The following is a 25232-nucleotide window of genomic DNA, read 5'->3' as shown; positions in this document are numbered from 1 at the left end:
CCAGGCCCCGGAAGAGGCGCACGCGACACGTCACGCAAAGCGGCACCGGTCTGCGGCATGTCCGCCGCGTTCCTGCCGCCCGCATCGTCCTGCGGTGCGTATCCGTTCCTGCCCTGCTGCACGTCGTGGTTCCGGTTGCGGGGCGGCTTGCGAAGCCGTCCCGGCGGATGCATGTGTTGCGCTGGCGCGCTAGAAGCGCTCGAAATCCTGATCATCCGTGTCGTCCGCATCGTCCGTGAGGTTGATGCGCACCTTGCGCGGGTCGCCGTCCTTCAGGGGCGGCATGGCCGAAGGCTGCGGCCCCGGCACCCGCTGGACCTTGGGAGACATGTCCGCCCCCAGGCGGAAGAACGCCACCGTGCGTTGCAGGTGGGCCGCCTGGGCCGACAGTTCTTCGGACGTGGAGGCCACCTCTTCCGAAGCCGCCGCGTTCTGCTGGATGACCTGGTCGAGCATGTGCAGGGCCTCGTTGACCTGGCTTGCGCCCTCGCGCTGCTCGATGCTGGCGGCGGCGATCTCCTGCACCAGTTCGGACGTGCGCTCTATGTCCGGCACCAGCTTGCCCAGCAGTTCACCCGCACGTTCCGAAACTTCCAGGCTGGCCCCTGACAGCCGGTTGATTTCCGCCGCAGCGGCCTGGCTGCGTTCGGCCAGCTTGCGCACTTCGGACGCCACCACGGCAAAGCCGCGCCCCTGCTCGCCCGCGCGGGCCGCCTCGATGGCGGCGTTCAGGGCCAGCAGGTCCGTCTGCCGGGCAATTTCCTCGATGATCGAGATCTTGCTGGCAATCTCGCGCATGGCCTTCAGCGTGGCGGCCACCGCCGTTCCCGAGTCGCGGGCGTCGTCCGCCGCGCGCACCGCGATGGATTCCGTGGTTCGGGCGTTCTCGGCGTTCTGGGCGATGCGCGCCACCATCTCTTCCATGGAGGCGGAGCACTGCTCTACCGAGGCAGCCTGCTCCGTTGCCCCCTGCGAAAGGGCCTCGGCCGTGGCGCTCAGTTCCTCGCTGCCTGCGGCCACATTCTCGGCGCCCACCTGCACGTCGCGCACGACATCGGACAGCCGGTGCACCATGTCACCCAGCGAGCTCAACAGCCGGTCGCTGTCGCCGCGCGGCTCCAGCGACACGCGCAAATCGCCGGTGGCCAGGGTGGACGCACTGCGCGAGATGGACCGCTCCACGGACACCATGTCTCCCAAGGCACGCATCAGTTCGTCGCGCGGGCCGCGCATGACCACTTCGATATCCACGTTGCCCCGTGCCAGTTCGCGGGCGGTTTCCACCACGCGGCGTTCGGCCTGGAGCATCTCGTGCATGGCTTGCAGCAGCCTGCCTATTTCGTCGGTGCCTTCTACCTCGACCTCCAGCGATGTCTCGCCCTGGGCCACGGCCTCTGCCACGGCTGCCGCGCGGGCAATGCCGCCGCGCACCGACTTGCCGATGAGGATGGCGAACATCAGCCCCAGCACCAGCGCGCCGCCGGCAACCCCCAGCGAGATCGCGGAAGAGCGGCGCACCGCAGCCTCCATGCGGTCCTGCTGGGCGTCCTTCACCGCCACCACGGTGTTGCGCACGCCCTCGGCCACGCTGGCCATGCCCGAAAGGCGGGCCTCGCGTTCGGCTTCATCCTTGACCAGCTGCTCCACCTGCTCGTGGTACCCCCGCGCGCTGGCCAGTACCGCAGAGGCCAGCTTCCAGTTTTCGCCGGGGCCCTCGCTGGCGGAAAGTCCGGCCGCGGCAGAGATGGCCCTGTCCAGACGCATGCGGGCGCGGGACAGGGCATCGATATCGCCCCGCCACAGATAATACAGCACGTCCACGCGCGATTGAAGAAATTCCGTCTCCAGCGTGACCAGGGTTTGCAACTCGTCGCGCCGGGGGGCCAGCGAAGGGTTGGTTTGCACGATGGCGTTCAGGCGTGCCGTGTGCAGCCGTTCCACCCCTTCCTGCAGGGCATTGGCTGCCTGCACGGCGTTCTTGATGGTCTGCTCGCGATGGGTGAGCACGCCGTCCAGCTCCAGGAACTTGCGCCGGTAGTCGGCATGCATGGGTCCCAGCACGTCCAGGCCGCCCCCGCGCACACCGTCTGCCGCCAGGCGTTCACGCAACGCGGCAATGCCCTCGGCATCCCTGCCGTGCTGCGCCTCAAAGGCACGCACGTGCTCCCGGCTCCGGCTCAGCAGGTAGTACAGGATTTCCACCCGTGAATGTTCCATGCCTGCCACCAACGCCTGCGTGTTGCCCGTAACCTCCGACTGGCGCAACAAATGCTGTTGCTGCTGCCACGAGAAGGCAACCACCGTCGCCACGATAAGCAGCAGCGAGCCGAACCCCAGGCTGAGCTTCATGAACAGACTGCAATTCTTGAGCATCCGGAAACCCCTTGCCCTGTCGAAAAATTGAACCGGCATGCGCAACGGCGCACCGGGCCTTTCCCGTAGCGCATTTCGTGGGGGGCGGCAAACCGCATGAACCCTCTCGAAGTGCGTATGCAATACCCTGTAGTTTCAGACAATCGCCATCACGCGCAATACCCGGCCACAGGCCTGGCCCCGGCAGTTTGTGCCCGCGCGCATTCCTGGCCCCTCAAAATCTTGCAAAAAGCACGCCGGGATAGGCAGCCGGAACAGGTGCGGACAAGAGGCGCTGGCCGAACGGATGCGGGAAGCCCCGGTCACCCTGAAAAAGGAAACCGCCGGGGGTACCGGCGGCGAAACGCTGCGCGCCCTGCGGCAGGGCTGTAACGACAGGCAGGAAAACAACGGAAGAAAGAACAGGCACGCGATCAGAAACGAACACCGGCCAAAGCGCGTCTGGCCCGTGACGGGCAGAGAAGAAATGGCTTGGCGAAACCTGCCACGACGGCAGCCCCGGCTGGCTCGCCCGCCATCGAATCGACCGCGCCGGGTCCGACCATGCGGCCGATCCCCGCGCAGGCATCAGTACAGTTCGGCGGGGCTGACCGGACGGGCCGGTCGGCGGACGGCGGTACGCCTTGGCGGAGATGCCTCGTCGTCCGCCGTGCGACAGACCGCCTCGTCATGGGGGGCCAGCGGTTGATCGCCCTCCATGAGGGTGGCCAGGGTGGTCTCTTCCAGCGAACGCTCCAGCGCCTGCGACGCGCGCACCCAAGCCGACCTGGTCAGGCACGAGGCCCGTCGGGCGCAGGCATTGGCATCGCCGGAACAGCAAACGGTAAGCTGGATGCCCCCTTCCATCAAACGCACGATCTCGCCCAGGGTGATCTCTTCGGGGGTGCGGGCCAGCATGTGCCCGCCGGAGGCCCCGCGAGAACTGCGCGTCAACCCGCCGCGCTTCAGGGTCTTGAGGATCTGTTCGATGAACTGGACGGTCACGCCGGTGTGCTGGGACAGCGCCGTGGTGGTCATGGGGGAGTCTTCACCGTGCATGGCCAAAGCAAGAAGGATGCGTGCCGCGTATCGTGTCTTTGCTGCAAGCTTCATTGTGTTGGATCCCGCGCCCGTCACTCGACGCCGCACCACACGGCACGACGAAAAAAGAGTGAGCTATTACATAAGTATGGGAAAACTATTACAGAAAATATCCTCCTTTGTCAATAGGAATTAAAAAAATTCGCTTTCACTACGTCCGCGAAAATCGGCAAAAACGTCAGGATGTTAGTGCTCATTAACCAAGCCAGAAGCGCAAATGGGTAAATAAAAACAATCGGTTTGCGCACAATAAAGCAACACTCTCGCACGAGAGCTGAAAAAGCACTCACCAAAAAGGAAGCACTACACCACTTTTGCGTTATCCCTCTCAGCGCCGCTTCCACGCAGCCAGACGCCTGCTTCGGCCTGCACGCCCCCCTGCCGCCCTGCTTCCCTGCCATCATTTGCGGTATCCCGTGCCCCCGGTGCGGGCACAACCGACGTGACACCAGACACACGCCGTGCATGGCAACGCAGCAAAAACAAGCAATATTTTTCACAACCCCGAAATAAAACCACGAATTCAGGATGTTGAAAAATCCCCCTTTTTCCGGGGGGTGCTTGACACTCAAATTCGGATGGGTTTAATTCATACGAAATTAATCTGATTCAAAAGAATTCGGATTAACGAAAACAAAATTGCTCCAATATACATACGGACCACCCCGGAATCTCCCGGTCAACAGCCCCACCGCGCCCCGGCGCGCCGCCCTCGCCCCCCCGCACAGGCACTGGAGAACGGCATGAGAATTTCCTCCACGGTGCATTACGCATCCCGGCTGCTGGTCAACCTTGCCCTGCACTGCCCGCAGGACGGGCCTCTTTCCGCCTCGGAACTGGCCGAACACACAGGCATTTCCGTCAAGTTCATCGAAAAGATCATCCGCCAGCTGCGCACGGCGGGCATGGTTCGCAGCGTGCGCGGCGCCGCTGGCGGCCATGTGCTGACCATGAACCCCGACGACGTGACCCTGGGCGACGTGCTGCGGGTGGTGGAGGGCGGCGTGCAGCCCCCCAACTGCTGCGTGGGCGCCGACTGCGACGACACCCCCTGCCGCTGCAAGGCCGCCTGGACCAGCGCCGCCAAGGCCCTGGAAGAAACCCTGGACCAGTTCACCCTTACCGACATCATGCACGGCGCCGAGCGCCCCGACGACTGCGCCCACATGACCACCGACGGGGACACGGACGCACGCCCCGCCCCCCAGCCCAAGCTGAACGGCAACAAGCCGCTGAACACGCCGCGATACGGCAGAACGCCCCGTGCCCTGCGGGGCTCCAATACCCGAATCTGCTCTCACCAAAGCCAATAAGTGAAGGAGTAACCTGGCATGAAGAAGCTGCTCATTCTTGGGGCAGGTGCCGGCGGCACCATGCTCGCCACCAAAATGAGGAAAAAGCTCAGCGAGCGCGAATGGGAGATCACGGTCATCGACCGCGACCTTACGCACCATTACCAGCCCGGCTGGCTGTTCATACCCTTCGGCATCGACACCCCCAAGGGGTGCGAGAAGCCCAAGAAGGATTTCATCCCCCGTGGCGTCAATTTCGTGCAGGATACCATCACCAACGTGGATCCGGAAGCGAAGGTGGTCACCTGTGAAGGCGGCAAGTACAGCTACGACTGGGTGGTCATCGCCACCGGTTGCCGCATCGCCCCCGACGAAGTGGAAGGCCTGCTGGACGACTGGCGCGGCAACATCCACGACTTCTACACCCCCGACGGCGCCGCCGCCCTGCTGCCCAAGCTGAAGAACTTCAAGAAGGGCCGCCTCGTCCACCACATCTGCGAAACCCCCATCAAGTGCCCGGTCGCGCCGCTGGAGTTCATCTACCTGGCCGACTGGTACTTCACCAAGATGGGCGTGCGCGACAACATTGAGATCGAACTGGTCACCCCGCTGACCGGCGCCTTCACCAAGCCCGTGGCCGCCAAGATCCTGGGCGAACTGTGCGTGCAGAAGAACATCAAGGTCACGCCCAACTTCGTGGTGGACAGCGTTGACGCGGGCAACAAGACCATCGCCTCCGTCACCGGCGACGAGGTCAACTACGACCTGCTCGTCACCATTCCCCCGAACATGGGCCAGCAGTTCCTGATCGATTCGGACATCGCCGACCCCATGGGCTTCATGGATACCGACAAGGGCACCCTGAAGTCCAAGAAGTACCCCAACATGTACGTCATCGGCGACACCACCAACGTGCCGACCTCCAAGGCCGGTTCCGTGGCCCACTACGAGGCCGACATCATCGCCGAAAACCTGATGTCCGACATCGACGGCAGCGAGCACTACCACCACTTCGACGGTCACTCCACCTGCTTCATCGTGACCGGCTACGAAAAGGCCTCGCTCATCGACTTCAGCTACGACGTGGAACCGCTGCCCGGCATGTTCCCCTTCCCCGGTGTGGGGCCCTGCGCGCTGCTGGGCGAAAGCCACATCAACTACTGGGGCAAGCTGATGTTCAAGTGGGTGTACTACAGCCTGATGCTGAAGGGTCACGAGTTGCCGTTCGAGCCGAACATGTACCTGCACGGCAAGGACACTTCCCTGATGCGGAAGAAGTAAGCCGGAGGCACCAATGACCAACGAAGAACTCATTCTCCAGCGCCTCGAGGCCATGGAAGAGCGGATCGCCTTCCTGCACGAGCGCGCGATGGGCACCAAGTACTTCATCGAGGAAGTGACGCCCATCGGCAACCACGCCTTCCGCCTGATGGTGGAAGAACTGCAGGACGTGCACGGCCGCGTGCATCTCGACGACATCTTCGAGCTGCTGCGCCGTGGCCTGCGTAGCGTCCCCAACCTCAACTACTGCCTCGACCAGCTGGAAAACCTCATCGACCTGTGGCGCACCATGCACCCGGCGGTGGCCCCCACCTGGCCCCACATCATCGAAGGGCTTGGCAAGTGGGAGCAGGACGGCGTGTTCGCCAAGCTGTCGGCCCTGAAGGGCGCGGGCGGCAAGGTGCTGGACGCCAACACCCCCGAAGGCATCGAGAAGATGGGCGATGCGCTCGCCTTCATGACCGTGCTGCTGCAAAAGCTGGCCGATCCCAACGTGCAGGTCTTCCTGGCCCGCGCGGTGGACATGCTGGCCAAGCTGGACCTGTCGCAGGCCAAGCCCGTGGGCATGTTCGGCATGGTCGGCGCCCTCGGTTCCAAGGAAGCCAAGGAAGGCCTTGGCGTTGCCATGGAAGTGCTGAAGGGCCTTGGCGCGCTGAAGGGCGACGGCTGCTGCGCCTGCGGCTGCGCTTCGCACGCCCCGGCCAAGAACGACTAGCGACATTGAACGGACCCGCCGTTGCCCCCCTGGGTACGGCGGGTCCTTTTTACACCCATCTTGTGAAGGAGTTATCAATGTCCGCGACCAACATGAGTGCCACCCTCCGTCGCGTACTCGTCGTCGACAACGACCCGACAGAGCGCGAACGCCTTGCCGGTCTGCTGACGGCGGAAGGACACGCCGTGCGCACCGCCGCCTCCACGCCCGAGGCGCTTGAGGCCGCCGCCAGCTTCCGCCCCGACGTGATCACCCTTGAAATGGACCTGCCCAGCCCCGGCGGCACGGTGTTCTACGCCCGGCTGCGCCGCAGCCCCGCCCTGCGCGAAACCCCCGTGGTGGTGGTAAGCGGCGTGGGACCACGCCCGGCGCGCCTTGCCCGCCGCGTGCCCACCCATCAGAAGCCGGTGGTGCCCGCTGCCCTGCTGGACACCATCCGCAGGGCCGTTCCCGCCCAGGCGTAGCAAGCCGCAAGGAGGCGAAACGACGCGACGGACCAGACCCCGACGCGCACACCGTGGCCTTGTGGCGTCCCACTGCCCAACCGCCTTGTCCGCCTCTCTCGGCCCTTCGGCCCTGACTGACCCTGTCAGCCCTGACTTGGCCCGACTGGCCTCGACTGCCCGACCTGCGCAGGTGAGCCAACTTCCTCCGGCTCGCCATCCCCACCGAATCGATCGTTCCGCTGCATTTCGATCCCGGCTCACCTGCGCAATTCGGACCATTTCAGTCAAATTCATACCGTACATGTAGGATTTGCACGCCCGCACAGGCCCTGCCCGTGAGCGTGACCCAAAAGGTGCGGGGCCCCCTGCCTTTCGGCAGGGGGCCCCGCGTGTCGCATGCATCGGCCACTGTTGCGGCGCAAGGAGGTGGAAACCGCCGCGCGCGGCCTTAGCCCGGCGGAGCGGCAACCCAGGGTTTGCCGTCCCGCCGCCGCACCGCCTGCCGCCGGTCTACTGGGCCGCACCCTCCGGCAGCGGGAAACAACGCAGCCAGCGCGCCGCGAGCTTTTCGGCCCGTGTCACGTCCTTGGCCGCCATCCTGTCGACGAGTTCGCGCCGGGCTTCCCCGGCCCTGCCGAAGCCAGAGGTCACGGCCAGGTCGAACCACATGTACGCGCGCACCTCGCTGGCGGGCACGCCCGCACCGTCACGACACATGGTGCCGAGCAGATGCATGGCCTTGCCGTTGCCCAGGGTGGCCGCGCTCAGGAACAGTTCGCGCGCGATCTTGCGCGAGGTGGCATCGGTGGCCTCGCCGTGATAGGCAAGCCCCACGTTGCAGCGGGCCTCGGCTGCCAGCAGCCGCGCCTTGCGGACAAAGTCGCGCTTGGCGGCCACCAGTTCCATGCCATACTGCTTGTCGCGGAAGTCGGTGGGCAGGTCGTCGTGGACCGGTTCGCAGTTGTAGCCGCACTTGTCGGCCTTGCGGAACAGTTCCAGCGCCTTGCCGAAGTCCTGCGCAACACCCTTGCCGGTGGCGTGCAGCACGCCGTAGAAGTTGAGGGCCTCGTGATGCTCCGCCTTGGCGGCACGGCCCAACCACTGGGCGGCCTTGCCGAAGTCCTGTGCAACGCCGTTGCCTTCGTAGTACAACATGCCAAGATTGAACTGGGCGCTTGCGTCGCCCGCCTCAGCCATCGCGAACATCTCCTGAACTTGCATTGGCTTGCCCCTGTGTACTGAAAGGTTGGGAAATCCTGCCCCGGTGCCATCGTGGCGGCCCCGCCGCCAGCGCCATCCGGCTGCGGGGACCGCGGCGGCAGCACCGCCGGGCCAACTTGGGAAACCTCGTCGCCTTGTTCCGGTAACCGGGGTGCGCGGGGGCATGGTTCCGCGTATACCCGGCGTAATCCAGTTTCGACCTTCAGTCACCGGCACGGAGGCGCGGGTGGCAGTCCGCGTGCTTCGCTAATTCCTACCGTGCTGGTATGGGTTATTTCCTACCTAGCTGGTGTGATATTGTCAACGGGACTATCGAAATTTTCACCAAAAAATATCACGTTTAATTACAGTGCAATAAAAAACAGGAGCGCCGGAATCCCAGATTCCGGCGCTTTCGCACACCGTGCCTTCCTGCAGAATCTGCCGTTTTCCGCAGCACACTGCGGAGTCTTTCCACGCAGTGACAACACGCTGAAATACCGACACCATGCCTTTCAGGGGAACATAACTCCTACCAAAACAGGGTGCGATGTCGCACGGCGAAGGCACTCCGGGCCGCGCATAGCGCGATTACCAGATCAGGCCGCGCGCAGCGCGATTACCAGATCAGGCCGCGCGCAGCGCGTCTACGATAACCAGCCGCGAAGCCTTGATGGCAGGCAGGATGCCCCCCAGGCAGCCCATGCCCATGCCGAACAGCAGCGCCCCTACGGCAATGCGCGGGCTAAGGGTAAAGCTGAACGCCAGTTCCGAAAAGGTCTGGAAGTTCATGGTGGAAATGGTCACCCATTGCAGGGTGGACGCCAGCAGCAGGCCGATGGCCCCGCCGCTGCCGCCCAGCAGCAGCGATTCCAGCAGAAACGCCAGCAAGATGTCCCGCCGCTGAAACCCGATGGCCCGCAGGGTGCCTATCTCGCGTACCCGGTTGGCCACGGCGGCATGCATGGTGATCATGGCGCCAATGGTGGCCCCCAGCGAAAAGATGGCGGGCAGCATGGTGCCCAGCACACCAAGGAACTTGGCCATCATCTCGGACTGTTCCTCGTAGAAGCGGGTCTCGCGCTTGCCTTCCAGTTGCAGGCGCGGGTCCGCCGCAAGGCCCGCGCGCAGGCCGTCCAGCCCCCCCGCGCCCTCGGACCCGCCGCGCTCTTTCAGGCGCGCCACCACCACCGAATAGGACGAGCGGCGGAAGGCGGCCATCAACTGGTCCACGTCGCCCCACACCTCGGAGCTGAAGCCGGTGGCCCCGGCCTCGAAAATGCCCACCACGGTCCAGTCGCGCAGGCCGAAGCGCAGGCTTTCGCCAATGCCTGTGCCGCTGAACCGCCGGGCAATGCTTTCCCCGGCAATGATCTCGGACGTGCCGAAGCGCGGCATGCGCCCTTCCTTCAGTCGGACCTGCGGACGCAGTTCCAGCGAATGGGGGCCGATGCCCCGGATGACCACGTTGGACGGCTTGGTGGTGCCGCGCTTGTTCAGGGTTATCAGCACCACCAGTTCGCGCGCGGCCAGCGGCCCGCCGTCGGCGGCGCGGGCCACCTGGGGCAGGCTTTCCACCAGCGGAGCCTGGTCGCGGTCCACCGCGCTTTCCATTTCGGCCTTGGCCCCCTGCCGCAGCAGCACAACATTGTCGGGCGATCCGGTAAGCACCAGGGTGGTGCGCAATCCTTCAGACAGCATGAGCATGGCCGCGAACACGAACACCACCAGCGCCATGCCTCCCACGGTAAGGGTCGTGGTCAGGCGGCGCGCCAGCATGTTGCGGAAGCTGTAGGAAAGAAGCGAGGCCATGCCTTTTCCTTTTACCTACCTACGCAGGGGTGTTTCTAAATGAGGATTTTCGTTCGTTGGCAAGGAAAACAAGCCTGCCATGAAGGAGTGCCTCAGCCGTTATGTGAGTCTTCGAGCATTACGGATGAGGACCGCAACGCGTACTCTTGCTGTATTCGACTGACATGGCAGGTGTAGTTTGACGTAGCCAACGAGCGAAAGGACCATTTAGAAGCCTCCTACCTTCCCAGCACGTCGGCTATACGCACCTGCCGCGCCCGCAACGCGGGCACCGCAGCCGCCACCAGCCCCACCACGGTCGCCGCCGCGCCTTGCAGGACCAGCGTCTCGCCGGACAGCAGGAACACCGGAAAGTAGTCGCCCAGCACATGGGCGATGACCCGCGTGACCGGCACGGAGAGCGCGCACCCGACCAGGCCGCCAAGCAGCGACAGGGCCAGCGCCTCTCCCGTTACCAGCAGGGCCACGTACCCGCCGCCGAAGCCAAGCGCCTTCAGGGTGGCGAATTCGCCCATGCGTTCGCGCGCGGACATGGCCATGGTGTTGGCCGCCACCGCCATGATGATCACGATGACGATGCCCGACACCAGCCGGATGGCCACGATGATGGCCTCGCTCATGGAGATGAACCCCATCTGGAAGGCCTGTTCCGTCTCGGTCAGGGTTTCGGCCAGCGAATTGCGGAACCGCGCGTCGATGTCGCCCGCCACGCGGGCCGCGTTCTCGGCCCGGTCCACCCCGATCATGTAGAAGCCCACGTGGTCGGCGCGGGTGGGGCGCTCCACCTTCATCCGCTCGTTCAGATACTCCCAGTGAAAGAAGGCCTGCGTCTCGTCGGTATTGGGAAAGCGCCCGGTGTAGATGGCCCGCACCACCACGCTCCAGTCACCGGGGTAGATGGTGCCCTTCAGCGGCACGGTGTCGCCCAGCTTCCAGCCGAAGCGCCGGGCCAGCCGTTGCCCCACGGCCATGCCCTTGCGGTCGCGCAGCAGGGCGGCCTTCTGGTCGTCGGCAATGACGAATTCCGGGTACAGGTCCAGGTAGCTGCGCATGTCCACGGTGAAGTTGGCGAAAAAGTTCTTTTCATCCACGTAGTACGCGCCGAACCAGTTGCCCCACGAAAGGTGCGTAACCCCTTCCACGGCGCGTATCTTGCCCGCGTAGGCGATGGGCAGCGGAAACACCAGCGAGATGGCGTTGCGGGTGACCAGCCGGTTGGCGGCAGAGGCGGAAACCCCGGCGTACCAGGCCTCCACCGTGGTGCGTAGCAGGCCGAAGGCCATGATGGAAACGGCGATGCCCAGCACCGTCAGCGTATTGCGCAACGGATGCCGGGCCAGGTTGCGCAGCACGAATTTAAGCGTCAGCATCGGCCAGCTCGCCCTTTTCCAGCAGCAGCAGGCGGCCCGCCCGTTCCGCCGCGCGCGGGTCGTGGGTGACCATGATGATGGTCTTGCCCATGGTGCGGTTAAGCCCGCCCATGAGGTTCAGGATTTCCCCGGCGGACACGCGATCGAGGTCGCCGGTGGGTTCGTCGGCCACCAGGATGTCCGGGTCGGCCACCAGGGCGCGGGCAATGGCCGTGCGCTGCTGCTGCCCGCCGGAAAGCTGGCCGGGGTAGTGGTCCATGCGGTCGGACAGGCCCACCATGGACAGCGCGGTGCGTGCCCGCTCCCGCCGTTCGCGCCCGGACAGGGGCGTGAGCAGCAGCGGCAGTTCCACGTTTTCCAGCGCGTTCAGCACCGGGATGAGGTTGTAGAACTGGAAGATGAATCCCACGCTGCGGCTGCGCCAACGGGCCAGGTCCGCGTCGTCCAGGGTGGTGATGTCCGTATCGCCCACGAAGACGGACCCGGCGTCCACCCGGTCGATGCCTGCAATGAGGTTGAGCAGCGTGGATTTGCCGGAGCCGGACGGCCCCATGAGCGCCAGGAACTCGCCTGGGGCCACGGTCATGTTCACGCTGGTCAGCACCGGCACCACCTGCGCGCCGCGCCGGTAGGCCTTGGACACCCCGGCAAGCCGGATGGGGGGGCTGGCCGTGTGCGGGGAGGCGGCATCCACGCCCGGCCCGACCGCCGTACTGGGCATACCGGGCATATCGGGCGTGCCGGGCATATCGGGCGTGCCAGACCCGCCTGCCGTGCCGTGCTGTTCGGAAGGATGAGGAGGAGCGGCGGTATCTTGCGCGCGGCTCATGGCTGCATCCGCACGCGCTCGCCGTCGGCCAGGTCGGCGGGTGGGTCGGCCACCACCCGTTCTCCCACGGCTGCCCCAGGCACGGGGCCATCCAGCAATTCCACCGTATCACCAAGGGCCATGCCGGTGCGCACCGGGGTGCGCACCGCCCGACCATCCCGCACCACGAACACGGCGCTGGCATTGCCTTCGCCGCGCACGGCGGTAGCGGGCACCACCGGGCGGGGGCGGCGTTCCTCTTCGGAAGGCACACGGCTCAGAAAGGCAACGCGGGCACTCATTTCCGGCAGCACGCGCGGATCCAGCACGTCGAAGGCCACCTTGACCATGACCGATGCCTTGCTGCGATCGGCCGTGGGCACGATGATGTGCACCCGACCGGTAAAGCGTTCGTCCGGCAGGGCGTCCAGGGCGATTTCGCAGGGCGCGCCGGGCGTCACCCGGCCCACGCTGGATTCGCTGACGTCCGTTTCCACCAGCAGCGAGCCCATGTCGGCGATGGTCACCACACTGGCCTTGGCGTTGGCCGCCGCGCCCAGCGGGGTGATGATGTCGCCGACGTCCGCGTTCTTGGTCAGCACCACGGCATCGAACGGCGCGCGGATGTAGGTGTATTCCAGCTGCGTCTCGGCCTCGCGCCGGGCCGCGCTGGCGGCGGCCAATCCGTCACGGGCGGCACGGGCGGCGGCATCCGCCGTGAGGGCGCGGGTTTCTGCGGTTTCCAGGTCCGACCGGGAAATCACGTTTTCCGCCAGCAGCTTGCGCATGCGGACATGGTTGCGCTGGGCATCCGTCAGTTCCGCGACGGCGCGGTCGATGTCGGCCCGCGCGGCGCGCTCGTTGGCCCGCACGCGATCCAGGGCGGCCCTGGCGTCGTCGCTCTCCAGCCGGGCCAGCACCTGCCCGGCGGTTACCCGGCTGCCTTCCTCCACCCCCAGCCATTCCAGCCGCGAGGTGATCTTGGATGCCACCGACGCCTTGCGCTGCGCGGTAACATAGCCACTGGAAACCAGCGTGGTCATGGACTGGGTGGGATACACCCTGGCCACCACGGCAAGGCGCACCTCTCGCTCTGCCGGAAACAGCAACCGCGCGCCCATGGCCGCGCCAACCAGCACCACGACGGCAAGCAGCCACACCCAGCGCCGCCGGGGTGACCGCCGGGGCGACTGCCAGCCGGTCTTGTCGATGGACAGCCTGCCGAGGTCGGGCTGTGCGGTTCCACCCGGTGCGGCGCTGCCGGACACCGAAGACGGGGCTGAAGCGGGCGATGGAACGGAGGAAGTAGATGGCATGTGGACTCGCAGGCGTCACGGTTCATGAACAGAGGGCAGCCCCGGCGCAACGGCCATACGGTGTGCTGCGGCGGGCACCGGCACCATACCAGAACGTGCCCCGCGCGCAAACGCATAGCCTGCGTCACGTGGGCGTGCGTTTCACCACTTGCCGTTTTCGTCCTTTCCCATCGCACGTGACATTCATCCGTTACTGTTCCGCAGGCTTTGATACGTATTGTTACATGGTCCGCCACAAAAAATGAGGCGCCACTGCACGGCGAAGTTGCAGGTGAATATTTCTCTGATACTTGACCCGAACATCGAAAGGCGATAGCACACATGACACTCCGGTTCAGCATGTGTGCGGCGTGCCGGTTCGTACGGCGTCGCCCTACCCTTCAGATACGGGCGCTGAACCATGCGCCGCCCGGACGACACGACCAACGAAGAGCACAGGTTTGCACATGCCCAGCTTTGAAGCAGACAATCTCACGCTGCACAAGATAAACGTCGCTCCCATGTTTCGCTGCACACGCTGCCACTTCGGCCCCCCGGACACCTCGTGGGCCGGCCAGAAGAACGGCGAGCACCGCCGGGTGCTCATCTGCCGCTCGTGCGGTGCCCGCGCCGTGGCCACCTTCCGTGTGGCGGCGGACAATTCGCGTTGGGAAATCCTGTCCGTGGAAGACATGGAATAGCAAGACGGCACGCCCGCCGGAGCGCAGCCCGACCGTGGGTGCCCGGCCCGCCGCAATTCTCCCCAGCCTGCCGCGCCACCCCCGCATGGTCCGAATCCCTGCGGGGGGTCATGTCACGTGCCATGCCGTGGCGATACGCGTACGCGTGGTGCCTACGGCTGCCAGTCCGACGACACGACCTTCCATGGCGCCCCTGTCCCCACCACCGGCCCTGTCGGCCCTGTCGGCCCTGTACTCCCCCCCGGCCCCCCCATCAAACTGCCCCCATCGGGGGCAGTTCGACGCAGGCGCACGCAATGCAGATGGCGCACCGGCAGGGTGAACAGTTGTTCGCGGCCCATGTGGCCCAGCGCGCACAACAGGGACCGGATCAGCCCGGCGTGGCTCACGGCCATGATGAAGGGGCCGTGCCCACCACAACTGCCCGACAGGGATTGCTGCCCGGCGGTGAGGCCTCGCGCCCTTGCGCATGCGCCCTCTCCGGCCCGGTCCCGCCACATGGCGTCCAGCGCCCGCAGGGCGCGCGCTGCCACGTCCGCGCAGCATTCCCCCCTTGGCGGACGAAAGGTCCAGGGCTCGCGCCCGCGCCGCGCATAGGCGTCGGGCCGGGTTTCCCGCACCTGCATTTGCACCAGCCCCTCCCACTCCCCCAGATCCATCTCTGCCAGATCGTCCAGAATGGTGACCGGGATGGCGGCTGTACCCGAGGCGCCGGATGTGGCCGAAGCGTCGGATGCACCCGGAGCATTGGCCGAATCCGGTGAATCGCCCTGCCCCAGCATGAGCCGGGCCGTCTCCCGCGACCGTTCCAGCGGCGAGGCGTACGCCCCCACCACGTCCAGTGCGGCCAGCCGCGTCCGCCATGCCGCCGCCTGCGCCCGGCCCTCGTGGGACAGGGGGACTTCGGTGCGGCCAATGTACCGGCGCGGGCCATCTCGCATATCCGTGGCCGCATGGCGGAACAGCAGGATGTCCGGCGGGGTGTTCGCCGGGATGGTGGGGGGGATGGTGGATGGGATGCCTGTCGGCGCGGTCATGCGCGCTCCCCGCCCTCTGGCGGTTCACATGCCGGGCCGTGCGACGGGGATACGTGCGCCGTGGATACGTGCGCCGTGGATACGTGCGCGTGGTCGGGAGCGTTGGCGGTGCACGAAATGGTCTGCCCCGCCCGGCAGGTTTCACCGGCCAGACGGACTCCGCCAGCGTCCGGTTCCCATGCTGGCTGCCCCACGGCCAGCGGGTGCAGGATGTCCGCCAGTGTCCGCCCGGCCTCGCGCTGGATGCGCGCGCGCAGGGCCAGCGCCCGGCGCATGCGCCCTTCAATGGCGGCGGCGGCTTCCGGGTCGTGGCGCCATTGGGCCAGTTTCTCGCCAAAGCGGCGTTCCACGTCCACCACGGTATGACAGCGCACCAGTTTGTCCGCGAAGTAAACCACTTCCTGCTCGGTCAAGGGCTGGTCGTCGGCAAGCGCGGTATCCCTGTGTGCGGTGACGATGTCCGCCACGCCGGAAAACCCCAGTTCGCGCAACAGTGCGCCCCCGGCGGCCTCGTGACGGGGCTGGCCCTTGGCGATGTCGTGCAGCAGGGCGGCGGCCTCGGTCAGCGTGCTGTCCAGATCGCGGTCCAGACGCGCGCCCGGGCCGGATTGTCCGCCCGAAACGGCATCCGGCCCAGGCATGTCGCGCGCGGCATTCAGGGCATCGGCCAGGCGCACGGCCACGGCGGCAACCCCTTCGGCATGGGCGATGCCGCCCGGCGGAATGCCCCGCACCGCCAGCAACGCGCGCGCCTCCTGCGGGGTGGGCACGGCGCGGGTGGGCCAGTCGGCGCAGGCCGCGCGGTAGTCGTCCGGCGTGTCCATGTCGCGCAGGATGAAACGGTCTGGCACGCCGACCTCTGCCAGCGCCTGCGGCCCCAGCCGATGCAGTGCGCCGCGCAGCCCGCCATCGCCGCTGTCGGCCAGAATGATCGGCAATACCGATGCATGCAGCAACGGCGGATGCCCCCACTGCCCGTCGAACACCGGCAGCAGCACCCGGTAAGGATGCGCGGCAGCGCGTTCCAGCAGCAGGCGAACGGTCACCGGGCGCACCAGTGCGGCATCCACCGGCAGCAGCAGGGCGCCTGTTCTGCCAGCCCCCCCGGTGTCATCAATCCCGTCGATGCTTCCAGATCCGCCGGTTTCTGCGCCGCGCCGGGCCACGGTCTCCAGCCCCGCGCGTACCGAGGAGAACATCCCCCCTTCGCGCCATGCCGGGTTGTGTACCGTGACCACGCCAAGCCGCTCGGCTTCCGTCGCCACCTCGTCCGCGCGATGCCCGGTGACCACCAGCACATCCGCCACGCCCGCCTGCCGGAACAGCGCCACGCAACGCGCCAGCACCGATGCGCCGTGCAGATCCAGCAGCGGCTTGAAGTCCGGCGCCATGCGCGACGATGCGCCCGCCGCCAGCACCACGCCGACGACAGGAACTGGCAGAACTGGCGAAAACGGCGAAACCGGACAGGGCGAGGAGTCCGTCACGTCGGAAGCAACGCCCGTCATGGCCGCTTTCTCCCCATGAATTCATTCCTTTCGATTGGACATTTGCTTGCTATCGAAACCGTCGATCCATCGGCGCTTCAAATGAACTTCCGCGCTCCGCGCCCGACAACGATCAGACGCGCTCTGGCACAATCAGGCCTGCATGGGTGGAATGGCGGGGCGCACCCTGCTGGCGGCCCGCGCCTGCACCAGTTCCGCCACGATGCTCACGGCTATTTCCTCGGGCGTTTCCGCGCCAATGTCCAGCCCGATGGGCGAATGCACCCGCTCGATGGCCGCGCGCGGGGTGCCCGCCTCTTCCAGCCTGCGGTACACGGCATCGCGCTTGCGGCGGCTGCCGATCATGCCCACGTAGCGGGCCGGGGTGCGCAGGGCGCTGGCCAGCACCTCACCATCGTTGCGATGCCCACGCGTGACGATGACCACGTAGCAGTCCTCGTGCATGCCGAGATCCGCCAGCCAGTCGCCACCGGGCGTGACGCAACGCACCTCGTCCGCGCCGGGCAACCGATCAGCTTTGGCGAAATCGGGCCGGTCGTCCAGCACGGTGACCCGGAACCCGGCCAGCGAGGCCATCAGTCCCACCTGCCGTCCCACATGTCCGGCCCCGGCAATGACCACCCGCCCCGGCGAGGCCACCGGATCGGCCAGCAGGGACATGCCGCCCGCCTCCACGCACAGCGGGCCGCTGGCCGTGACCACGGCCCCGCGCAGTGCATCCAGCGCCGCCGGTTCCAGCGCCAGGTCGCCGCTTGTCTCCGCCCCCTGCCCCTCGCCCGCCAGCAGCAGGCGGCGGCAGTCAGGCGCGGCGTCGGGCCGCAGCACGTTGACCAGCACGCAGCGTCGCCCCTGCGTGGCCAGGCGGTCCGACTGGCGCAGCAACGGGGCCAGATGCGGGCAGGATGCGGCGCGCAACGGCTCCACGTACAGTCGCACCCGACCGCCGCAGATCATGTCCGATCCGGCGGCCTCGTCGGCGGACAGGTCGAAGGTGAGCATCCGGGCCAGCCCGTCGTTCAGGGCCGTGCGGCAGGCATCCAGAACGCGGGCCTCCAGGATGCCCCCGCCCACGGTGCCCTCGAAGGCATGGCCGTCGCCGTGCACGAACAGGCGCGCACCGGCCATGCGCGGGGCGGAACCTTCCGCCGTGACGATGGTGGCCAGCACGGCGACGCCGTCGCGCTCCAGCGCGTCGGCCAGTAGTCCGAAGAATTGCGTCATGGTCGAATCCCCTTGGCAAGGGTGATGATGTCCCAATGGTTTCCGTAACGGCGGATGCGCCCCCGCACCGGCCCCAGCCGCCGTAGCGGGCTGCCGCAACGGCACGGGGGGGGCAGCAGGGCCGCCGCATCGCCCGTGCGATAGCGCAGCAGCACCATGGCCTCTGCGGCAAGGGTGGTCACCACCACCTCGCCGGTCTGGCCGTCCGGCAAGGGCGCGCCGGTGAGCGGGTGGACGATTTCCACATGGATGTCCGCCTCGCGCAGGTGAAAGCCGTGATGGACGGCACATTCCACGCCGCCGCCGTAGCCGGTTTCGGTCATGCCCCAATGGTCGAACACCTCGCAGCCCAAGGCCGCGCGCACCCTGTCCGCCGTTTCGGGCGGGGTGGCTTCCGCGCTCAGCAGGCAGGCGCGCGGGCGCGCTGCCGGGGCCTGCCCCGTCAGCACCGCGTCGGCAATGGCAGGGGCCTGGGTGGGCGTGGCCACAAAGACCTGCGCCCCGGTTTCCATCAATCGGGCCGCATGTTCCGCGCCGCTGGCCGCCGGGGGCAGCAGCACAGGCTGCATGCCCGCGCGGCGCAGGCCCCGGTCCAGCAGATCGCCCACGCTGTCGGGCCGCTGGCCGGGCATGAAGATGGCCACCACGTCGCCGGGGCGGCACAGGGTGGTCATGCCCACGGCAAAGAAATCCACGGTGCGCTCGATGTCGGCATCGCTGAAGCGCAGCCGCTTGGGTGTCCCCGTGCTTCCCGATGTCGGCAGGGTGACGATGCGGGCCACGGCGTCGTCGGCCACGCGCAGCAGGGCATCGCCCCCCTCGCGCAGATCGTCGGGCGTGGTGAAGGGCAACCCCGCGAGATCATCCAGCGTGCACGGCAAAGGCCGCCCCGCCAGCCGGGCACGGTAGAACGGCGCCTCAAGGGCGCGGCGCACCGCCTCGCGCAGCAGGCCGCCCTGCCGGGCGCGCACCGTTGCCGGAGAGAGGTCTGCGGGCGGAATGAACAGCCGCGCGGCCAGCCACGGGTCCAGCGGCGAACGGGCGCCACCCTGCCCGGTGGGTGCGGAGAGCGAAGCGTCTACGGGCGCCCCATGCTCCCCATGTCCCCCATGCTCCCCATGCTCCCCATGTTTCGTGGACACGGCACACGTGGGGCACGGCGCGACCACGCCATCTTCCGGCAATGCGGAGGACGCGAGATTCCGGGTCATGCGCCCTCCCCTTCGTTGGAACCGACCGGCCCGCCACTCGCCACGCCAGCACCTTCCACACCTTCGCCACCACCCGCACATCCCGTCCCGGTCGGCGGGCCGTTGCGGTGCAGCGGCGTGCCCCCCGCCGAGGTGAGGTTCCACGCGCAGAACGGCACCATGCGCCCATCAGGCGCGGCCACGTGGATGCAGCAACCGCGCAGCCGTTCGGTGTCCAGGGTCCAGGCATCCTGAAAGGCCATGCCGGACACGGTGAACCGCCGCCCGGCCCGCGCCAGGAAACGCTCGAAATCATCGCGCGGCATGGCAGGCGTGCCCCCGCCCGTACCGTCCGGGCCAGTCGTCGGTTCGGGCGCCCTCCACTGGCGGCGCACGAAGGCCCGCGCCCGCTCCGCGCCCAACGCGGCGGGGATGGGCGCCGGAGGCATGCCGCCCGTTGCCCCGCCATTACCGCCCGTCCCGCAGCAGGACCCGCCCGCCGGTTCCAGCCTGCCGTCCTCGTGAGCCATGAACGTACCGCTGAAGGAACACTGGGCATGCTCGCACCCCGGCGGATGCAGGTGGGCCAGTGGAATCAATCCGCCGGTCTGGTCGCGCACCGCGCGCATGACCTCCGGCAGGGTGATGCGGGCCGCCTCGCGCGCGCTGTCCCCTGCCGTGCCTGCCGCGCCGTCGTCCTCTCCGTCGGGGGGGCCGTCATCAACACAATCGGGCGCACCAAAGCCCTCGTACCGGCCAAAGAAGCTCACCGGCTGGAAGTGCGCCCCGCGCACCACGGGCACCCGCGCCAGACCGAAGCGCACGATGTCGCCCAGGCAATGGTCGTTGACCCCGCGCGCCACGGTGCACACCAGCACCACGCCCAGCCCCGCCGCCGCGCAGGCTTCCACCGCGCGCACCTTGTCCGCGTGCAGGGGCAGACCGCGCAGCCGGACGGTGGCCGCATCGTCCGGGCCATCGAATTGCAGGAACACCGAATCCAGCCCCGCTGCGGCCAGGCGTGCGGCATAGCCCGCCTCGCGCGCGAGGCGCAGGCCGTTGGTGTTCAGTTGCACGAAGGGATAGCCTAGGCCACGCACGGCAGTGACGAGTTGCGGCAGATCGTCGCGCAGGGTGGGTTCGCCGCCGGAAAGCTGGATGTTGGCATCGCCCGCGCGCGGGCGCAGCACGGCCAGCCGGGCCACCAGTTCGCCAAGGGTGGGATCGTCCTCGCGGCGGGCTGCGCGGGCATCCCCCTCGCACCGCCCGGCACCCGGTCCGCCGTCAGGCTCTCCGCCCAGTCCCCCCAGTCTCTCCAGTCTCTCCAGTCTCTCTGCCCCCCCCGCTTGTCCGCCCACCTGTCCGCCCATCTGTCCGCCCATCTGTCCCGCAGACGCAAAGCACACAGGGCAGCGCAGGTTGCAGCGCTGGGTCACCTCGATGAGCAGGGTGCAGGTGTGCTGGCCGTGGTCCGGGCACAGCCCGCAGTCACGCGGGCAGCCCAGAACGCGTTCCGTACCGGGTCCGCGCCGGGCAGTGGGAATCTTGGGGCGCACCCAGCCAGTGAAGGCAGGCTCGCCCCGCCACACCGGCGCGGAAAATTCGCCGTGCTCGGGGCAGCGCTTGACCAGCAGCACCGTATCGCCCACGGCCACCCGCTCTGCCGGGACCGGGCCAAGACACACCGGGCACACGCTGGCGGTGCGGGCCAGTACGCGGCCCTGCGCCGTTGCCTGCGCCTCGTCCCCGGTCTGTCCCGGTGCGGAACAGCCGCAATCCACGGAAAAATTGCCACGCCCGGCCATGCCACCTAGCCCTCGCGCGGCAGCGTGGGGTCCACGCCGTAGGCCGCCAGCACCTCGAACATCTTGCCGTGCGCTTCCAGCAGCAGGCCGTGGCACTTGCCGAAATCCGGACGCCCGCCATCCCCGGCATCCCCAAGAATGGCCCCGCACGAAATGCCCCCGCTGGCAGCGGTGCGCTCGCGGAACCATTCGGCAAATTCCGTGGTCATGGCCTCCAGCGCCTCGTGGGGTTCCTCGCCATCGTGCCCCTTGGCCGCGCACAGCCCCATGGCCATGCAGCCGCCCAGCAGGATGCCGCAGGTACCCTCCGCAAGGCCGAAGCCCCGGCACAACCCGCCAGCGGCGCGCATGGCGTCAGGAGCTTCGCGCCCCTGCACGTCCAGCAGCAGTTGGACCATGATCTGGGTGCAGCAGTATCCGGAGGCCCCAAGGCCCAGTACCCGTCCGAACGCATCGTCGCTCATGGCGCATCCCCCCGTGGTGCAGCATCGTCACGCCGGGCCAGCAGCAGCGCGTAGCCGGGCCGCCCGCTTCCACCGCCCCCGCACCCGAACAGTTCCGCCAGTTCGGCCCCGGCAAACAGCAGCCTGCCCGCCAGTTCCGCCAGCAGGCGGCTGTGATCCTCGAACGCCAGCACCGTGAACCCGGCACGGCGCAGCATGGTTTCCATGTCTGCGCGCGGCACGGCCCCGGCCCGGCAGGACAGGACATGGGGCTGCGAGCCGGAATACCGGGATTTTCCGTCGTCAGCATAGCCGTCCATAGAGCCGTTCGGGCTGCCGTCCGGGCCACGCCACACATCAGCCGCACGGCCCGGACGCACATACAGGTCGGTCCAGACCAGCACCCCGCCGGGACGCAGCACCCGCGCAACTTCCGCCAGCACGCCCTGCCGCCCCGGCAGCACCGAAAGCACGCACTCGCAGAACACGCCATCAAGGCTGGCGGTGCGCAATGGCAGGCCGGGGGCGGATTCCGCACCGGCCCCGGCATCGGCCTGAATCAGAGGCATACGCCCATTCCGCGCCCACGCCTCATCCAGCAGGCTGGCGGAAAGATCCAGCCCCACCGCCGCCATGCCGCCTTCACGCAACAGGGCCACGGTTTCACCGGGTCCGCAGCCCAGGTCCACCACGCGCGCGTTGTGGGGCAGGTTGGTCAGTTGCCGCGCCAGTTCCAGCGCCCGCCAGGTCAGAGCCACACCGCCGGGGCGCAATGCGGCCCCGGCCACCGCGCGCAGCGCCGGATGCTCCCACGGGCTGCGCAGCGCCGAATGCTCCCACGGCCCCTGCGGACTGGCGACCGTGACGCCTTCTCCAACAGGGGTTTCACCCCCCACAGGCGCAACGGTAGCCTCCAGCGTGGAGACAGCAGCGTCGAAGCCGGACGGCACGGTCACTTGTCCTCCAGCAGTTGTTCCACTTCCAGCATCTTGCCCAGCGCCAGAGCCTCGTCCACCAGCACCTGCCCGCAGTCCGGGCAGGTCAGCAGGCGCACGTTGAAGGTGCTGCCAAGGTAGGTCAGCTCCACCGAAAGCGGACGCGGCGCACCGCCGCAGGCGCAAACCCAGTTGCCCGATGCGGGCAGGTAGGCCGGTTCGTGGGGCGATTCCTTCCAGCCCCCGGCAGGCGGCCCCTGCGGCAACACCATGCGATGGGCGTATGCCTGCCGGATGGCGTAGGCGGGCGTACCTGCATCGCCGGATTCCCCTGCCTGCACGGGTTCGTAGCCCGCCCAGTGGGTAACCCGCACCCGACGCAAACAGGCCAGACGCATGCCGGTATCGGCGTCGATGAAATAGCGCCCGGCACGCTCGGCTTCAGCGATCACGCCGCGCAGGTCATCATCAAGAATACGCCGCCGCTCCATCACCACCCGCATGTCCGGCGTGATGCGCAGGGGCACCTCCGGCGCAGCATCGGGCGGAGCTTCGCCGTACACCTCGCGCAGCAGGCGGTCGCGCAGTCGGGCGCGGTTTTCCTGTCGGGCGGTGATGTGCGGGCCGGGCGCTGCCGGGTCGGGGTTGCCGACGGGCAGCGGGGGCAGCAGCAGGTCCAGCAGGTGGCTGGCGGGGCTGCCCGCCTCGGCCAGCCGGTCGCGGCACATGGCGCAGTAGGTGACGAAGGGCAGGTCCGAGGCATCGGCCCTGCGCTGGATGACGGCGCGGGCAAGGTCGGGGTCTGCCTCGGCCATCAGGCCGCCGTAGCCGCAACATTCGGTGTGCGGCCCGGTCAGCTCCGGCTCATGCACCGTCACCCCGCGCGCGGCCAGCAGGCCGCGCACCGTGGCGCGCAGGGGTTCGTCCTCGCGCGCGGCGCAGGGGTCGTGCAGGGTCAGCGCCGCCGGAACGGTCGGTTCGTGTCCGCCGGTCCCGTAGTCCGCCAGCACGGACCACAGCGGGGTCTGGGGCAAATCGGGCAGCAGCGTGCGCAAGGTGGTGGCGCAGGACGGACACCCCACCACCAGCGTGGGACGGCCCATGATTTCCCACCCATTGCGCAGTTCCTCGGCGGCGGCAGCGGCCAGATCGTCGCGCCCGGCCCACAGCGCGGGCGCGCCGCAACAGCGCAAGGCAATGCCCGTGCCGCCGGGCAGACGGTCGGCCAGAATGGTCCACGCCTGCGCCACCCTGTCCGGCGCAGACGCCGCAAGCTGGCAGCTGGGCAGGAACAGCCACGCGCAGGATTCTGCCCCCGCCGGGGCGCGCAGCAGCGCGGCATGCGGCCCGTTGCTGAAGGCCATGTCGTCCAGCGCAAATTCGTGGGTGGAGGGCGGCATCTTGCCGTCATGCACCATGGTACGCCGCGCCTCGTGGCACAACGGGGCCATGTCGAACCCGGTGGGGCACACCGTGCCGCACAGCCCGCACAGACTGCACGAATTGATGAACCGGTTGGCCTGATGCACGCCCTTGACGATGGACAGGTTGTTGTAGATGCGCCGGGCGTGCTTTTTGGGATATTCGCCGTATTTTTCCAGGTACGGACACACCTTCACGCATTCCAGACACTGGCATTGCAGGCAGCGGGCGGCCTCGGCGCGATACGGCGCGTCTGCAATGTCGGAGGCGGGATCGCCTCCCCCCTGCCCTGCGGGCGGCAGCGCGGGCAGCGCCACGGGCGCCTCAGGCTGCACGCCATCCAGGCTGGTGAACAATCGCGTTTCGAACGGTCCCTGCCGTTCGCGGCCTGCCTCCAGCGAAACGCCGGTCAGGTGGCGGTCCATGGATGTGGCGGCATGTCGTCCATCGGCGGCCTCGTCGATGCAACGTGCGGAACCTGTCGGGCCTTCCGCAGGCCAGCCGCCGCAGAACACGCCGGGCAGGTCGGGGTGGGCCAGGGTCAGCGCATCGCACTGGCTGCGGTCCGGCAGATGCAGCGCGCGGGCCGCCGCCGGACTCCACGTCACGAACACCGCCCCGTGCGCGGCACGCATCTCTTCCAGCACCGCCGCCGTGGGGGCGACCGGCGATGCAAAGCGCACCTTGAGCCCGGCCAACCGATCCAGTTCCTTGCGCAGGACATCCGGCGGCAACACATCCGGCGGGATGGCTGCAAGGCGGCCAGCAGCGGCCATTCGGGCATCGCCCTCGCCCCCATGCTCTCCACCGTCTTCCAGCCACCCGGCCAGGGTTACCGCATGGCCCTTTTTCGCAAGGTCCCAGGCCACGGTCAGCGCGGCCAGCCCGCCCCCCAGCACGGCGGCGCGCAGCCCCCGCCCCGGCAGGGGGCGCGGGTCCGCCGCCGGGGCGGACAGCGCGGCGCAGGCCCGCTCCAGCGCGCCCACGGCAATGGTTCCGCCCGCCGCTTCGCGCAGGCAGGCCGCCTCGCACGGGGCCTCGCACAGCCGGGCCAGCACGCCGGGCAGGGGCATGGTGCGTTCCAGCATGCCGCGCGCCTCGCGCCAGCGGCCTTGCGCCACATGGCCCAGAAAGGCACGTGCATCCACGTGCAGCGGGCACGCCGCCTGACAGCGAGGCGGTTCTTCCTGTATGCAGCGCGACTCCCAGTCGCGCAGCGGGGTCTGGTCCATACCGTGCCTCCCCTTGCAGGCCAGGCGGCGGAGCGTGCGACACAACCCCACGCCCCGAAAAATGAT

General features: G+C 67.8%; 19 protein-coding genes and 1 pseudogene. 5 read left to right on the top strand and 15 right to left on the bottom strand.

Annotated features, from left to right (window positions below; genetic code table 11):
• Nucleotides 1-189 precede the first annotated feature (189 nt).
• Complete coding sequence (locus ABWO17_RS09815) at nucleotides 190-2373, bottom strand: methyl-accepting chemotaxis protein (RefSeq protein WP_353118030.1); 2184 nt, start codon at nucleotides 2371-2373, stop codon at nucleotides 190-192.
• A 567-nt stretch (nucleotides 2374-2940) separates the two neighbouring features.
• Complete coding sequence (locus ABWO17_RS09810; RefSeq protein WP_353118028.1) at nucleotides 2941-3465, bottom strand: RrF2 family transcriptional regulator; 525 nt, start codon at nucleotides 3463-3465, stop codon at nucleotides 2941-2943.
• A 731-nt stretch (nucleotides 3466-4196) separates the two neighbouring features.
• On the opposite strand from ABWO17_RS09810, the gene ABWO17_RS09805 reads away from it, so the two are divergent.
• The 4 genes from ABWO17_RS09805 to ABWO17_RS09790 all read left to right on the top strand — a co-directional run bounded on the left by ABWO17_RS09805 (nucleotide 4197) and on the right by ABWO17_RS09790 (nucleotide 7205).
• Nucleotides 4197-4766, top strand: coding sequence for an RrF2 family transcriptional regulator (locus tag ABWO17_RS09805; protein WP_353118026.1), 570 nt, complete (start codon nucleotides 4197-4199; stop codon nucleotides 4764-4766).
• An 18-nt stretch (nucleotides 4767-4784) separates the two neighbouring features.
• The gene (gene sqr / locus ABWO17_RS09800) at nucleotides 4785-6026 is read left to right on the top strand and encodes a type III sulfide quinone reductase, selenoprotein subtype (protein WP_353118024.1); all 1242 of its coding nucleotides are present in this window, start codon (nucleotides 4785-4787) and stop codon (nucleotides 6024-6026) included.
• A 13-nt stretch (nucleotides 6027-6039) separates the two neighbouring features.
• Nucleotides 6040-6741 carry a helical membrane plugin domain-containing protein gene (locus tag ABWO17_RS09795; RefSeq protein WP_353118022.1) on the top strand — a complete coding sequence of 234 codons (702 nt, stop codon included), beginning with the start codon at nucleotides 6040-6042 and terminating at the stop codon, nucleotides 6739-6741.
• A gap of 77 nt (nucleotides 6742-6818) precedes the next feature.
• The gene (locus tag ABWO17_RS09790; RefSeq protein WP_353118020.1) at nucleotides 6819-7205 is read left to right on the top strand and encodes a response regulator; all 387 of its coding nucleotides are present in this window, start codon (nucleotides 6819-6821) and stop codon (nucleotides 7203-7205) included.
• A 492-nt stretch (nucleotides 7206-7697) separates the two neighbouring features.
• On the opposite strand, the gene ABWO17_RS09785 is transcribed toward ABWO17_RS09790, so the two are convergent.
• From ABWO17_RS09785 to ABWO17_RS09765, 5 genes are all read right to left on the bottom strand, one after another.
• On the bottom strand, nucleotides 7698-8384 hold the full coding sequence (locus ABWO17_RS09785; RefSeq protein ID WP_353118018.1) for a tetratricopeptide repeat protein: 687 nt from the start codon (nucleotides 8382-8384) through the stop codon (nucleotides 7698-7700).
• Nucleotides 8385-9014: 630 nt separating this feature from the next.
• On the bottom strand, nucleotides 9015-10199 hold the full coding sequence (locus ABWO17_RS09780) for an ABC transporter permease (protein WP_353118016.1): 1185 nt from the start codon (nucleotides 10197-10199) through the stop codon (nucleotides 9015-9017).
• Nucleotides 10200-10417: 218 nt separating this feature from the next.
• Nucleotides 10418-11569 carry an ABC transporter permease gene (locus ABWO17_RS09775; protein ID WP_353118014.1) on the bottom strand — a complete coding sequence of 384 codons (1152 nt, stop codon included), beginning with the start codon at nucleotides 11567-11569 and terminating at the stop codon, nucleotides 10418-10420.
• Nucleotides 11556-12398, bottom strand: coding sequence for an ABC transporter ATP-binding protein (locus ABWO17_RS09770; protein ID WP_502914901.1), 843 nt, complete (start codon nucleotides 12396-12398; stop codon nucleotides 11556-11558). The genes ABWO17_RS09775 and ABWO17_RS09770 overlap by 14 nt, the downstream gene beginning before the upstream one ends.
• A complete protein-coding gene (locus ABWO17_RS09765) occupies nucleotides 12395-13693 on the bottom strand; it encodes an efflux RND transporter periplasmic adaptor subunit (protein ID WP_353118013.1) in 1299 nt (432 codons plus the stop codon). The genes ABWO17_RS09770 and ABWO17_RS09765 overlap by 4 nt, the downstream gene beginning before the upstream one ends.
• Nucleotides 13694-14139: 446 nt before the next feature.
• Here ABWO17_RS09765 and ABWO17_RS09760 point away from each other — a divergent pair, with 446 nt between their 5' ends.
• Complete coding sequence (locus ABWO17_RS09760) at nucleotides 14140-14373, top strand: hypothetical protein (RefSeq protein ID WP_353118011.1); 234 nt, start codon at nucleotides 14140-14142, stop codon at nucleotides 14371-14373.
• 152 nt (nucleotides 14374-14525) lie between these two features.
• On the opposite strand, the gene ABWO17_RS09755 is transcribed toward ABWO17_RS09760, so the two are convergent.
• The 8 genes and pseudogenes from ABWO17_RS09755 to ABWO17_RS09720 form a co-directional block, all read right to left on the bottom strand.
• Complete coding sequence (locus ABWO17_RS09755) at nucleotides 14526-15410, bottom strand: histidine phosphatase family protein (protein WP_353118009.1); 885 nt, start codon at nucleotides 15408-15410, stop codon at nucleotides 14526-14528.
• Nucleotides 15407-16918, bottom strand: a complete 1512-nt coding sequence (locus ABWO17_RS09750; RefSeq protein WP_353118007.1) for a DVU_1551 family NTP transferase — start codon at nucleotides 16916-16918, stop codon at nucleotides 15407-15409. Before ABWO17_RS09750 ends, ABWO17_RS09755 begins: the two co-directional genes overlap by 4 nt.
• Before the next feature lie 132 nt (nucleotides 16919-17050).
• Complete coding sequence (locus tag ABWO17_RS09745) at nucleotides 17051-18139, bottom strand: XdhC family aldehyde oxidoreductase maturation factor (protein ID WP_353118005.1); 1089 nt, start codon at nucleotides 18137-18139, stop codon at nucleotides 17051-17053.
• The gene (locus ABWO17_RS09740) at nucleotides 18136-19350 is read right to left on the bottom strand and encodes a DVU_1553 family AMP-dependent CoA ligase (protein ID WP_353118003.1); all 1215 of its coding nucleotides are present in this window, start codon (nucleotides 19348-19350) and stop codon (nucleotides 18136-18138) included. Before ABWO17_RS09740 ends, ABWO17_RS09745 begins: the two co-directional genes overlap by 4 nt.
• A gap of 104 nt (nucleotides 19351-19454) precedes the next feature.
• Nucleotides 19455-21134 (bottom strand): annotated as a pseudogene (locus ABWO17_RS09735) (radical SAM protein); the annotation flags it as partial.
• A gap of 5 nt (nucleotides 21135-21139) precedes the next feature.
• Nucleotides 21140-21598 carry a DVU_1555 family C-GCAxxG-C-C protein gene (locus ABWO17_RS09730; protein WP_353117999.1) on the bottom strand — a complete coding sequence of 153 codons (459 nt, stop codon included), beginning with the start codon at nucleotides 21596-21598 and terminating at the stop codon, nucleotides 21140-21142.
• Nucleotides 21595-22533: a DVU_1556 family methyltransferase gene (gene trsM / locus ABWO17_RS09725; RefSeq protein WP_353117997.1), complete on the bottom strand. Its 939-nt coding sequence runs from the start codon at nucleotides 22531-22533 to the stop codon at nucleotides 21595-21597. Before trsM ends, ABWO17_RS09730 begins: the two co-directional genes overlap by 4 nt.
• Nucleotides 22530-25166 carry a pyridine nucleotide-disulfide oxidoreductase/dicluster-binding protein gene (locus ABWO17_RS09720; protein ID WP_353117995.1) on the bottom strand — a complete coding sequence of 879 codons (2637 nt, stop codon included), beginning with the start codon at nucleotides 25164-25166 and terminating at the stop codon, nucleotides 22530-22532. Before ABWO17_RS09720 ends, trsM begins: the two co-directional genes overlap by 4 nt.
• Nucleotides 25167-25232: the final 66 nt, after the last annotated feature.

The sequence above is a fragment of the Nitratidesulfovibrio sp. genome, from assembly GCF_040373385.1.
Taxonomy (GTDB): Bacteria; Desulfobacterota; Desulfovibrionia; order Desulfovibrionales; family Desulfovibrionaceae; genus Cupidesulfovibrio.
This window is presented reverse-complemented; position numbering and strand designations above follow the sequence as displayed.

Coding starts and splice junctions, on each gene's coding strand:
- sqr (WP_353118024.1), top strand. CDS start 4,785: ATGAAGAAGCTGCTCATTCTTGGGGCAGGTGCCGGCGGCACCATGCTC.
- ABWO17_RS09805 (WP_353118026.1), top strand. CDS start 4,197: ATGAGAATTTCCTCCACGGTGCATTACGCATCCCGGCTGCTGGTCAAC.
- ABWO17_RS09760 (WP_353118011.1), top strand. CDS start 14,140: ATGCCCAGCTTTGAAGCAGACAATCTCACGCTGCACAAGATAAACGTC.
- ABWO17_RS09815 (WP_353118030.1), bottom strand. CDS start 2,373: ATGCTCAAGAATTGCAGTCTGTTCATGAAGCTCAGCCTGGGGTTCGGC.
- ABWO17_RS09740 (WP_353118003.1), bottom strand. CDS start 19,350: ATGACCCGGAATCTCGCGTCCTCCGCATTGCCGGAAGATGGCGTGGTC.
- ABWO17_RS09795 (WP_353118022.1), top strand. CDS start 6,040: ATGACCAACGAAGAACTCATTCTCCAGCGCCTCGAGGCCATGGAAGAG.
- ABWO17_RS09730 (WP_353117999.1), bottom strand. CDS start 21,598: ATGAGCGACGATGCGTTCGGACGGGTACTGGGCCTTGGGGCCTCCGGA.
- ABWO17_RS09745 (WP_353118005.1), bottom strand. CDS start 18,139: ATGACGCAATTCTTCGGACTACTGGCCGACGCGCTGGAGCGCGACGGC.
- ABWO17_RS09755 (WP_353118009.1), bottom strand. CDS start 15,410: ATGACCGCGCCGACAGGCATCCCATCCACCATCCCCCCCACCATCCCG.
- ABWO17_RS09775 (WP_353118014.1), bottom strand. CDS start 11,569: ATGCTGACGCTTAAATTCGTGCTGCGCAACCTGGCCCGGCATCCGTTG.
- ABWO17_RS09750 (WP_353118007.1), bottom strand. CDS start 16,918: ATGACGGGCGTTGCTTCCGACGTGACGGACTCCTCGCCCTGTCCGGTT.
- ABWO17_RS09770 (WP_502914901.1), bottom strand. CDS start 12,398: ATGAGCCGCGCGCAAGATACCGCCGCTCCTCCTCATCCTTCCGAACAG.
- ABWO17_RS09810 (WP_353118028.1), bottom strand. CDS start 3,465: ATGAAGCTTGCAGCAAAGACACGATACGCGGCACGCATCCTTCTTGCT.
- ABWO17_RS09765 (WP_353118013.1), bottom strand. CDS start 13,693: ATGCCATCTACTTCCTCCGTTCCATCGCCCGCTTCAGCCCCGTCTTCG.
- ABWO17_RS09720 (WP_353117995.1), bottom strand. CDS start 25,166: ATGGACCAGACCCCGCTGCGCGACTGGGAGTCGCGCTGCATACAGGAA.
- ABWO17_RS09780 (WP_353118016.1), bottom strand. CDS start 10,199: ATGGCCTCGCTTCTTTCCTACAGCTTCCGCAACATGCTGGCGCGCCGC.
- ABWO17_RS09790 (WP_353118020.1), top strand. CDS start 6,819: ATGTCCGCGACCAACATGAGTGCCACCCTCCGTCGCGTACTCGTCGTC.
- ABWO17_RS09785 (WP_353118018.1), bottom strand. CDS start 8,384: ATGGCTGAGGCGGGCGACGCAAGCGCCCAGTTCAATCTTGGCATGTTG.